General features: G+C 52.0%; 1 rRNA gene. It reads right to left on the bottom strand.

What is annotated here, in order from left to right:
* A 16S ribosomal RNA gene (locus SB775_RS31895) occupies window positions 1-216 on the bottom strand; the annotation flags it as partial.
* Window positions 217-252 lie beyond the last annotated feature (36 nt).

Genomic DNA, 252 nt, shown 5'->3' with positions numbered 1-252 from the left:
AGGTCCGAAGATCCCCCACTTTGGTCCGAAGACGTTATGCGGTATTAGCTACCGTTTCCAGTAGTTATCCCCCTCCACCGGGCAGTTTCCCAGACATTACTCACCCGTCCGCCACTCGTCACCCGGAGAGCAAGCTCTCCTGTGCTACCGTCCGACTTGCATGTGTTAGGCCTGCCGCCAGCGTTCAATCTGAGCCATGATCAAACTCTTCAATTTAAAGTTTGATTTGCTTAAACAAGTTAAGCGGTGCTC

Source organism: Peribacillus sp. SIMBA_075 (genome assembly GCF_046534585.1).
This window is presented reverse-complemented; position numbering and strand designations above follow the sequence as displayed.